Annotated in this window: 7 protein-coding genes; 6 read left to right on the top strand and 1 reads right to left on the bottom strand. The window is 41.0% G+C overall.

The window, feature by feature from the left end; translation table 11 throughout:
* The first annotated feature begins 166 nt into the window (after window positions 1-166).
* Genes ACH0AB_RS11280 through ACH0AB_RS11255 form a run of 6 tightly spaced genes read left to right on the top strand, consistent with a single transcriptional unit; the run spans window position 167 to window position 11,374 of the window.
* A complete protein-coding gene (locus tag ACH0AB_RS11280; RefSeq protein ID WP_406878209.1) occupies window positions 167-772 on the top strand; it encodes a hypothetical protein in 606 nt (201 codons plus the stop codon).
* Window positions 773-790: 18 nt separating this feature from the next.
* Complete coding sequence (locus tag ACH0AB_RS11275) at window positions 791-4,132, top strand: restriction endonuclease (protein ID WP_406878208.1); 3,342 nt, start codon at window positions 791-793, stop codon at window positions 4,130-4,132.
* Between the two features lie 53 nt (window positions 4,133-4,185).
* Entirely contained in the window at window positions 4,186-5,658 is a 1,473-nt protein-coding gene (locus ACH0AB_RS11270) for a DUF3375 domain-containing protein (protein ID WP_406878207.1), read from the top strand.
* 33 nt (window positions 5,659-5,691) lie between these two features.
* Window positions 5,692-6,684 carry a DUF4194 domain-containing protein gene (locus ACH0AB_RS11265; protein ID WP_406878206.1) on the top strand — a complete coding sequence of 331 codons (993 nt, stop codon included), beginning with the start codon at window positions 5,692-5,694 and terminating at the stop codon, window positions 6,682-6,684.
* Window positions 6,685-6,733: 49 nt separating this feature from the next.
* Window positions 6,734-10,099 carry an ATP-binding protein gene (locus ACH0AB_RS11260; protein WP_406878205.1) on the top strand — a complete coding sequence of 1,122 codons (3,366 nt, stop codon included), beginning with the start codon at window positions 6,734-6,736 and terminating at the stop codon, window positions 10,097-10,099.
* 9 nt (window positions 10,100-10,108) lie between these two features.
* A complete protein-coding gene (locus ACH0AB_RS11255) occupies window positions 10,109-11,374 on the top strand; it encodes a Wadjet anti-phage system protein JetD domain-containing protein (protein ID WP_312540115.1) in 1,266 nt (421 codons plus the stop codon).
* Window positions 11,375-11,401: 27 nt separating this feature from the next.
* On the opposite strand, the gene ACH0AB_RS11250 is transcribed toward ACH0AB_RS11255, so the two are convergent.
* The coding region (locus tag ACH0AB_RS11250; RefSeq protein WP_406878204.1) for a hypothetical protein at window positions 11,402-11,609 on the bottom strand (208 nt) is incomplete at its 5' end.

Genomic DNA, 11,609 nt, shown 5'->3' with positions numbered 1-11,609 from the left:
GGTGTTTGTGGTGAACTTACTTTAGCATGTTGGGCTTCTTTTTTTTATCCTTTCTTATGTCGAATTCAGGTTAATTAAACAATTCGTTCAAGCTGGAACAGTTATCGAAAAACCAGAAATAGTATTAGATTTTTTCGCAGGGTCATCAACAACCGCTCATGCGGTTATGCAACTCAACGCCGAAGACGGGGGCAACCGCAAATTCATCATGGTACAAATCCCAGAGGCAACGGATTCAAAATCCGAAGCCCATAAAGCAGGCTACCCAACCATCGCCGAAATATCCAAAGAACGCATCCGCCGAGCAGGGGCAAAAATTCGCCAAGACAACACCGATAAAGATTTAAGCAATCTTGACACAGGCTTTCGAGTGCTAAAAATCGACACCACCAACATGAACGACATCTACTACCGCCCCCAAGACTACAACCAAGACCTACTCGCTACACTCGAAAACAACATCAAAGAAGACCGCAGCGACGAAGATTTACTATTTCAGTTTATGCTAGACACAGGCGTGCCGTTATCCTTGCCTATCGAACGTACACAGCTTCCCAGCAAATCAGGCGGACACACCATCTACCAAGTGGGCGGTAACTCACTGATTGCCAGCCTAGACTACATCGACGCAACCATGGTCAATGACATTGCCGCACTCAATCCACTCAAATTCATCACCAGCGAACGCGCCATCGCCACCGACAGCGACAAAACCAACATCAAAGAACGCTTTAAACAACTATCACCGCATACCGATGTACGCTTTATCTAAGGGAAAAAGGAGAAAAACATGAAAATTACCTTTAAACCCTTAACCTACCAACTCGATGCCGTACAAGCCGTCGTCGATGTGTTCCGTGGACAACAGCAGCTTATCGGGCAAACCCGCTATACACTCGATAGGGGCATACAGCCAACCCCCAAACGCGTGACACAACAGGCAGGGCTAGATTTTGGCGAAACTGATATATTGCAAAATTCTGCCTTACAAACCTATGATATGTTAGACGATGAAAATATCGGCTTTGCCAATACGCCGTTATTTGACTTGAATGAAATTCTTAAAAACATCCAAACGGTGCAAGCCAATAGACAATTACCAAAATCCACCGAGCTTGTCACAGCTGACAACAAAAAAGGCGACAGCCTGACCCAAAGCCCGCTCAATCTCAACATTGAAATGGAAACAGGCACGGGCAAAACCTACACCTATTTACGCACCATATTTGAGATGAACAAACAATACGGCTGGTCAAAATTTATTATCGTCGTGCCTAGTATTGCCATTCGGGAAGGCGTGAACAAAAGCATTAGCATGATGGCGGACGACCTACTGGCAGAATATGGCAAAAAACCAAGAGCCTTTATCTACGATTCCAAAAATTTGCATAAATTACAAGAATTTAGTAATGATGGTGGCATTAATATCATGATTATTAATGTACAAGCGTTTAATGCCACAGGCAAAGATGCAAGAAAAATTTACGGGCAAGTAAAAACCAAAAATGGTGAACCCGTTTTGGATAAAGCTGGCAATCCAATAATGGAAGGTTTGGATGAATTTCAGTCCAGAATTCCTATCAATATCATTAAAAGAAACAACCCAATCATTATTTTAGACGAACCGCAAAAAATGGGAGCGGACAAGACCTTACAAAGCCTTGCCAACTTTAACCCGTTATTTATCCTACGCTATTCCGCCACCCACAAGCGTGACTATAACCTAGTGTATCGCCTTGACGCACTGGATGCCTATAACCAAAAACTGGTCAAAAAAATCACCGTTAAAGGCATTGAAGTCAAAGGCTTGACGGGCACAAATGGCTATCTGTACTTACAAGACGTGGTTGTCTCAAGCAAAGCGCCCGTTGCACGGCTAGAGCTAGAAATCAAATCAACCAAAGGCGAGTTTCGACGTGAAATCCGGAATATTGCAAAAGGCGATGACTTATTTGTGGTATCCAAAGAAGCCGAACAATACAAAGACCGCTATACCGTCACCCAAATCACCGCTGACAGTATCGAATTTGCCAATGGCATTGTGCTACACATCGGGCAAGGTAGCAGTAATAAAGGCGATGGCGACGATAAAGATTTACGCCGTATCCAAATCCGTGAAACCATCCGTTCGCACTTGGATATCGAACAACGCTTGTTTCACAAAGGCATTAAAGTTTTAAGTTTATTCTTTATTGACGAAGTCGCCAAATACCGCCAGTACGACATGGACGGCAATGCGGTGAATGGCGAATATGCTGATATCTTCGAACAGACTTACAGCGAAGAAGTAGGCAAACGCATTGATTTAAACCTAACAAATGACCCATACCAGGACTATCTTAAAACCATCACTGCTCAAGGTACGCATAACGGCTATTTTAGCCTTGATAAAAAACGCCACATGGTCGATCCCAATGTCAAAAGCGTTAAAGACGAAGAACTGGGCGAAAAAGTGCTGGTCGCTGATGATATCGATGCCTATGATTTGATTTTGAAGGATAAAGAATCCTTGCTTGCCTTCCCCGAACGGCTCGATAGTGACGAACAAATCGCTCGTAAAAATGTGCGTTTTATCTTTTCGCATTCTGCCTTGCGTGAAGGCTGGGACAACCCCAATGTCTTTGTCATCTGTACGCTCAAGCACTCGGATAACGTCATCTCTCGCCGTCAAGAAGTGGGACGTGGCTTGCGACTTGCAGTCGATAGACATGGCACACGCATGGACAGTGGCTATCTGCCACTCGGTGAAATACATCGGCTGAATAACCTAACCGTGATTACCAATGAAAGCTATGCTGAATTTGTCGGTAATCTACAAAAAGAAATGCTCGAAAATCTTGCAACTCGCCCGAGCAAAGCAAATCCACAGTACTTTACGGGTAAAACCTTGGTGAGTGAACTGGGTGGGCAAATGGTCGTTGATGCAGATACAGCTAATGAAATTTTCTTCTATTTACGTTCTCATGGTTACACGGATAAAGCAGGTAATCTGTCAGAAAGCTATCATCAAGATAAAGAAAACGGCAAATTGCCAGAATTACCAGAAGAATTAAAACCATTTGAAAATTCCGTTCATAAGTTAATTGGCAGCGTTGTTAATCCCAACGCCTTTGATAGCATGTTTAACAACGGTAATAAACCCAAAAATATCATCAACCCAGACAATCTAAACCGTAAAGAATTCCAAGCCCTATGGCGACGCATCAACCAAAAATCGATTTATCAAATCCAGCTTGATAGCGAAAAATTAATTGCTGAGAGTATCAGCGAAATTGATAAAGTTAGCCGTGAGCGTAACAACAACTTTGTCCAGTCACTCACCTATACCGTCAAAACATCTGAGCAAAAAGATAGTCTAGATTACGACACACTCAGACAAGGTGACAGCTTTGGGCAAGTGCAGTCAAACCGTGAGCAATACAGTGTAAATGTACAAACGCCGATTCGCTATGACCTTATCGGGCAAGTGGCAAGCCGTACCAATCTGACCCGTCGTACTGTCGTTGCTGTATTGAGTAAAATAAACTCAGCGGTGTTTTCACAGTTTAAACATAACCCAGAAGCCTTTATCAGCGAAGTCAGCCGTATCATCAACGAGCAACAAGCCAAACTAATTGTACAAAACATCGCCTATGAGCTTACCCAAGAGCGATACGATAGTAACGATATCTTTGTAAGTAATATTCCTTTGTCAGATACCGCAATTAAAGCCAACCGTCATGTCTGGGAGTATGTGGAAACAGACTCGGATGTTGAACGCAAATTCTTGGCAGAGCTAGAGCAGCACATCAATGAAGTCGTAGTGTATGCCAAACTGCCCAAAAACTTTGTCATCCCCACGCCATTTGGCGGTTATAACCCTGACTGGGCGATTGCCTTTAATCAAGACAAGGTGCGTCATGTCTATTTTGTCGCAGAGACCAAAGGCTCTACCAGCGAAATAGACTTGAGAGAGACCGAAAAACAAAAAATCGCCAGTGCCAAAGCGTTTTTTGCCAAACTGCAACAGACACAAGGGAACAATAGCGAGCTTGAACAAGTGGATACCTTGGCGGCAGTTGAAAAAATGCCAGTTAGCTATGAAGTAGTTAATAGCTTTGACAGCTTAATGCAAATCGTAGGGATAAAATAGACAGAGGGCGTATCGCATAAGCCCAAACAACATTGACTAAAAAAGGCATCATCATGAGCTTTATGGCAAAATCGGCAAATTACCAACGTCACTTTCGAGAGTCGGCTGCATGGCGACTACTGCGAGCCGATAATGCCCCATTTATTTTAGCTTTTATTGCTACTGCTTTTGAGACCGACAATGAAATTAGTTATGGGCAAGCTAGAATATTGCTCGATAATGCTTTGGATGAAGCACGGCTTGATGGCAGTTGGCAAACCGAATCTAACGCAATGACCTATCTGAATGATTGGATAAAAAAAGGTTGGCTTAGAGAAATGGATAACCGCCTGACAGTCACTGACGCTACTGATAGGGTATTACGGTTTTGCCAAAGTTTTGATGAGCGGATTATCAGTACATCTGCATCGCATCTGCGGATTGTCCAAGAGTCGGTTCGAGATTTGGCGGTGATGATGAGTGAAAATACGGCCGAGCGTATCGCTATTTTAGAGAAACAAAAAGCCCAGTTAGAAAGCCAAATCAATGACTTAAATGTAGGTAAAATGGTCTATCTCAATGACTATGAGAAAAAGGAACGAATTCGAGAAATTTATAACCTTGCGTACAGTTTAACAGGGGATTTTCGGCTACTTGAAGAAGAAATCCGCAAAATGGATAAGACCTTACGCGTACAAATGATTGATGATAACTTGAGTAAAGGCGAGTTACTGCAAAAAGTATTTGAACAAGAAGACTTACTTGCCAAAACTGATGCGGGTAGTGCATTTGATGGATTTTTTCATTTGTTATCCGATGACAATCGCTTAACCGAGTTTACCGAGCAGATGCGAAGTGTGCTCAAAACCACTGATAAAAACCAACTTGCCCCACATCACCACCAGTTTTTGAGCACCATTATTTCAGAGCTAACACGAGAAAGTGATAGAGTATTTCGTATCAGACGACGTACTGAAGAACAGTTAAAGTCTTACATTGAAAGTGGCGCAATGAGCGAGAATCATGCAGTTGATAGGCTAATTAGTCAACTTGAAAAACGGGCAATTGCCTTTAAAGACACGCCAAAAATTATTGATAAATACCTGAATCTAACAATTAAAGTCGGCAAAATGCCGTATTCATCGCCTGATAGTATACGGCTCAGAATTGCTGAAGAAAAACTTGATTTAAGCGACATTCAAGAGCATGAAAACAATCACACCCTAAGCCAAAAAACGTTAGAAAATTTAGAAACCGTCCAGGTCGTTGAAGTCGCCAAAAAAATCTATTACACCTTAGATCAATACGGTGCGATGAGCATAGCGAGTATCAATAACTATATGCCAATTCAAGCAGGACTTGAGGAATTGGTCGCGTTCATCCGTATTGCAAAAGCTGTCAAAGCCACCGACATCGGACAAACAGAGTTGATTTTGGTCAATGATAAATTTGGTAATCAGCTACAAGCAACTATACCTAAGCTAATTTTGACAACTGAGCATTTCCCTCAAGATTTTATCGATAATCCGATGGCGTTAGCGTTATAAAAATCTCTTACAGCGAATAAATCTGGAAAAATAATGACAAACAGCTTTTTTAACATGGTAACTAGCACCGATAATTCGACCTGTTTTGACACCCAACAGCAAAATGATTCAAAGGCTTCGAGAGTATTAAGCCAAAATATTGATCATGGTAGCGATAGGCAAAAACTGAACACACAAAAGATGGATGAAAATGGGTCATTCGATGCGCGATCAGATGCTCAATCGACCGCTATTACTGAGAGTGACATGCCAGCTGACGCACGCCGAGCGTTGATTTATTTATCTCAGCAAGGCGTGATACTGCACAGTGCCAAACCGCAATTATTTGACAATATTGTGCGTCATCAAACCAGTATTCGCCGTCATTTATCCGAGATCTATTGTAGCTTAATTATTGATGAACATAGCGGAGTTGCTTTCGTAGCGAGAGCGGATTTTGTCGCAGAAAACCATGAACAGCTTACAGGGCTAGATAATTTCGAAAATGACACCGAGCAAGCTGAACTGGATGGCGAAGATATTACGTCCATGATTCAAAAACGTACGCTCAACGTATATGACACGCTTTTATTGCTCAATTTGCGTAAGTACTATCAAGAACGCCAAAACTTGGGCGAGACTGAAATCATCATCGATATCGAAAAACTAGAAAGTTTAATGTCGCCATTTTTGCCACTCACCGACCACGGTTCAAAAGATAAGAAAAAACTCTCAGCGAGACTGGAGCATTTTGCTAAAAATCATAAATTGGTTACTCTCAAACGGGGCAACGTTGAACGCTATGAGATCACACCTATGATACGTTATGTCGTCAATGCAAGCCTATTACAAGCCATGCTCAATGAATACATCGCATTGCTTGGTGAGATGCCAGACAAGTATGACGATGAAGAACACAATCTAGAACAGTCGAGCAATGCTGTCACTAATCAAGTGAAAAATGACACAGTAGTAGAACTTAACTTGCCAACAAAAAATACAGCAGGGGACACGCAACTATTCGGACAGCAGGACAGCCTATTTTAATATTAACACAGCACTAGAAATAAATCTTATAAGTAAAAAGAGATATGTCATGGAAGCCACGCTACTTAATCAATCCGATAACGGACAAATAAAACTACGAGAAATTTCGCTATTTAATTGGGGCTCCTTTGCAGACCTGCATACTGCTCATATCGACCCAAATGGCACATTGATTACAGGAGATAACGGTGCAGGAAAATCCACGCTGGTTGATGGACTAATGGCTCTACTAATGCCACCTAGTAGAGCCAATTTCAACATCGCCGCCGCTCAAAACGACAAGGCAGATCGTACCATTCTATCTTATATGCGTGGTAGTTATGGTCAAGAACATGATGGGACAACCACCGCCACCAAATCCAAACGCAGTCAAAAAGTCGTCACAGGCTTACGAGCTTATTATCGCCAAGATAATGGTAATGATATTACTCTAATAGCGCTATTTTGGGCAGATAGCACAGCGACCAGTGCCAGTGATATCAAACGCCTGTATTTGGTTGCCAATCGCGATGTAAAGCTAAAAACGGTACTGGCAGAGTTTGATGAGAAATATGACCGCACGTTTAAAACATGGCTGGAGAGTCAGCATATCAAGCATATGACAACCTTTGATGAGTATCAAAAACTGTATCAAGAAGTTTTGCACTTAAACAACAAAAATGCCCCAGCTTTGCTTTCTCGAGCATTAGGGCTTAAAAAAATCGATAACTTAACCGACCTTATCCGTACCCTTGTACTTGAGCCGAGTAACTTACGAGAAGATGCTCAAGCTATTGTCAAAGAGTTTCAAGATTTAAAGAAAGAACACGATATATTAGTCGATGCCCAAGAACAAGTTCAACGGCTTGAACAACTACCGATACTCGCCAAAAGAATGGAAGAAGCCAAACAGCAACTTAGCGAACTTGAAGTTTTAAAAGACGCTATTCCCATTTATCTTGCCAAAATCGAACAACACGCCCTTGCAAAAGAGCTTGCAGTGCTAGAAACGGATTATCGAACTATTGAAACTGCCATTCTTGATAAACAAACACAACTTGAGCAAACCAGACAAACTGCCGAAACTTACCGTGATGAATACATGAAACTTGGCGGTAATCGCATTGAATCGTTACAAAAAGATATTAACTATACCCAAGATGGATTACGCCGTACTAGCAAAAATGCGTCTGCCTATCAACAGCTTTGTGAAGTTTTGGATATCACAACAAACTTAACGCGAACCACCTTTATACAACATCAACAGCAAGCAACTAATAATCAAGCGATTTTAGGCGAGCAATACACCACTGCACAAAATAACTTTGGTTTAGCAACAGGTAAATTTAGTCAAACGCAACAAGATCTATGCAGTGTAGAAAGTGAAATAGAGCAAATTCGACAACGCCCAGACTCCAATATTCCATTACGTTTACAACATTGGCGAGATGCCCTTTGCCAAGAATTAAATCTATCACAAAATACCAAATTTATCGGTGAAATGTTGGATATTGAGGATAGCCAAACCGCTTGGCAAGGGGCAATCGAGCGCGCTTTAGGGGGTCTCAAAACAACTTTACTTGTGAGTAAACAGGATTATCCAGCTGTCACTAGCTACATCAACACGCAACGGCACACTGGGTTACATTTACGAGTGCAAGTGGTTGAGAATACCAGCGCCACAGCGACTGAATTTTCAGCGAATGGGTTTTTGCGAAAACTTAAATGGCGAGAACATCCTTACCGTGATTGGCTTAAGGGGTTTTTAAAAAAATATGATTTAACCTGTGTCGATGATAGCGAGCAACTGGATAATACACCTTTTTCTATGACGATTACAGGATTGATTCATCGAGAATGGGGGCGTTTTGAGAAAAAAGATACGCATAAAATCGATGACAGACGTGAATGGCAATTGGGCTTTAATAACCAATCCTTATTAAACTCACTGCTTGCTCAACAACAAACGTTCAAAACTCAACTTGTCGAACAAGGAAAAATACTCGCACAAGCTCGCCAAGCCATGACCAACATAGAAATATTAAAAAATCGTTGGCACAAATTACTTGAAACCAACTGGGATGATATCAATGCACCGTTTTGGCAAACCCAACTCGATTACCAACAGCAAGAACTTGCCACGCTTGAAAATGCCCAAGGCGATATTGCCAAAGCAAAACAACTATATCAACAAGCTGAACAAAATCTTAACGAGTTACAAAGCCAGCTAATTAAACTTAATCGCAAAGAAGGGGCGAAATCTCAAGAATTAAAAAGCCATCAGCTTAAAATCACCCAAAACGATATCTTAGCCAACCACCCGATGAGCGAAGCCATCATAGAGCAACTGGATAAAAAATTTAAACAACTCGCTCACAATGCCGATGTATTAAAAACTCGCCTTAATGAAGACATTGAAAGTGCTAGTAATCGTATCAGTCGAGACAGTAAGTCAGCGATTGGTATTATGGGTAATTTTAAAGGCAACGAAAAATGGCAACCTATCACGTCAGATTGGTCAGCAACTGAGCAAGGTATGCCAGATTTTCTTGCCCATTATGACCATCTAATACAAGAAGGGCTTGCAAAACTTACGACAAAATTTAAAAGCCGTATGAATAATAATCTCACCCAATCGTTGGCGAACTTTAAGACCAAAATGAATAGTGAGTTAGAACAAATCAAACAAGGTATTGAGCAAGTCAATCTGGTACTTCAAAAAACCGAATTTCGCCAAGGTACATTTTTACGCCTAAAAATCAAGCCAGAACGCATTGTCAATGTAGTCGAATTTAATAAACAGCTTGCCATGCTCATGGAACTCATGACCACAGAAGAACATGAAAAACGCTTTAAGCTGCTTAGTGATATCAACGCGGTACTTGATAAAGCCGCTAATGGCACTACAGCAAGTAACCTTGAAAGCTTAAGACTGCTCGACCCACGTTACCAAATGAGTTTTAATGCTGAAGAGTTTAAAATAGATTCTGAAACAGGTGATGATATCGTGATAGATATATTAAGCTCATCAAGCGGTAAATCAGGGGGAGAAAAAGAATCGTTCGCAGGTATTATTGTTGCTGCAAGTCTTGCCTATGTACTTACGCCAACAGGAGGCGATAAGCCGATTTACAGTACTGTATTTTTAGATGAAGCTTTCTCCAACACCCAGGAATCGGTCAGTCGCCGTGTGCTGAAAGTATTTAAAGAACTCAATATCCATATCAACTTAATAACCCCTTACAAAAACCTTAACCTAGCCCGTGAAGCTGCCAATAGCCTGATTATCTGTGAGCGCAACATCAATGACCATGAAAGCAGGCTTACCGAAGTGACTTGGCAAGACTACGATAAACAAAAAGCGCAACAGCAAACAAGTCATCTGAATGAACAGCTAGCTGAAATGAACATTCAAATTACCCATGTTGAAACATAGGAACATGGTATGAATCAAATTCAAACTACGTGGGGCAAGCTGCCTAATGATGTTCTCAAAGAACTTAATCAGCGTTACTGGCAAAATTTAGGCAGATTTAAACAACTGCTGAACCATGGGATCTCCCAAGAAAATGCTATTGAAATAACACTTAAACCCCCAAGTTCTGGTAAAGTAGCCGCTCAAAACACGCTACATTTTCAAGCTTTTGTTAAAGCGTGGCAGATTTTCGAAACTCAGCATCCAAATAGCCATATCCAATTAGAAACTAAAAATTTAGGTTTTCTTGGTGAGCAATCTATTCCAGTAAAGTTAATTATCCATGACCTTAATACGCTTGCTGAAATTTTGGGCAAAGTGGCGATTGAACGCCTTGATAGTTTGCAATTTAAATTTAAAAGTCTAGTTCAACTTAGCCCAAATCCAGACACACAAAAAAGGATTTTTGATAGTTTAATTAATCACTTAGATATGATTGAACGTTTATCTAATGAACAAATTGCCAATCTAGTCATCTTGATGCCACAATTATACGAAGGGATGGGAAAGGGCAATTACCTTAGAGCGGTAAACGTCGCAGGTATTGACACTAAGTTTATAGAAAATAATTTTAGAACAATTGAGATTTTAGTGCAAAGCCTGCACCAAACCGACAAAGCTATTGCTTTAGATACCATTGATGAAAACAACCAGCTTGAATTATTAGATTGGCTCGGCTGTGAAAGTAAACCAAAAGATTGGCTATTTATCCGACCACTATGCGATGCATCAAAATTGGCTTTGGCGAATTTACCTATTTTAAAACTATCTTCTCAAACGTTATTAAACTTCGAATTACCTGCAGATAATATCTTAATCATCGAAAACGAAACACCTTGTTTTATGCTACCAAATTTAGCCAATACGATTGCTGTCGCTGGCGGTGGAAAGAACCTAACATGGTTAAAAGCACAATGGCTGAAGCATAAAAAAGTGGGCTATTGGGGTGATATTGACTCAGAAGGGCTAGCAATGCTCTCTTATGCCCGTAAATGCTGTGCTCATGTTGAGTCATTAATGATGGATAAACATACGCTAGGAAGCCATGATCATAAACGCGTTGCCGAGCCTGTTTTTAATCAAGTAGCACCCAAATTTTTAACCATTGACGAAGCCGAGTTGTTTGCGTTTATTCAGCAGCAAGATATTGACAAGCGACGACTTGAGCAGGAGTTTATCCATCAAGATGTTATTTTACAGGTATTAAAAAACTGGGTTCTTGGGTTAAAAATCTAATTTATTCATTATAGCAGTGGCATAAAGCTAATACGTTTTTTCAAACCCCGCCCTCACCAAATACGGCATATACTCCCCAATTTGGTACTGGTTTGAAAAGTATGCTGAGGTGTAAATAAAAAAGACAGCTTGAGAAAAAGATGCTAATTTGAGGTTACGAAGACACAAATTACAATCAGATGCCCAAGCTGTCTTGGCTTTAGTATAAAGAAAAACGGCTGGAAAATCTATGGCA

This window comes from Moraxella sp. 179-F 1C4 NHS, from assembly GCF_045370505.1.
Lineage (GTDB): Bacteria > Pseudomonadota > Gammaproteobacteria > Pseudomonadales > Moraxellaceae > Faucicola > Faucicola tetraodonis.
The sequence above is the reverse complement of the archived record's forward strand: the minus strand, read 5'-3'. Positions and strand labels throughout refer to the sequence as shown.

What these genes read in the sequence shown, in the direction of transcription:
- ACH0AB_RS11280 (WP_406878209.1), top strand. Translation starts at nt 167, where the DNA reads ATGCAACTCAACGCCGAAGACGGGGGCAACCGCAAATTCATCATGGTA.
- ACH0AB_RS11275 (WP_406878208.1), top strand. Translation starts at nt 791, where the DNA reads ATGAAAATTACCTTTAAACCCTTAACCTACCAACTCGATGCCGTACAA.
- ACH0AB_RS11270 (WP_406878207.1), top strand. Translation starts at nt 4,186, where the DNA reads ATGAGCTTTATGGCAAAATCGGCAAATTACCAACGTCACTTTCGAGAG.
- ACH0AB_RS11265 (WP_406878206.1), top strand. Translation starts at nt 5,692, where the DNA reads ATGACAAACAGCTTTTTTAACATGGTAACTAGCACCGATAATTCGACC.
- ACH0AB_RS11260 (WP_406878205.1), top strand. Translation starts at nt 6,734, where the DNA reads ATGGAAGCCACGCTACTTAATCAATCCGATAACGGACAAATAAAACTA.
- ACH0AB_RS11255 (WP_312540115.1), top strand. Translation starts at nt 10,109, where the DNA reads ATGAATCAAATTCAAACTACGTGGGGCAAGCTGCCTAATGATGTTCTC.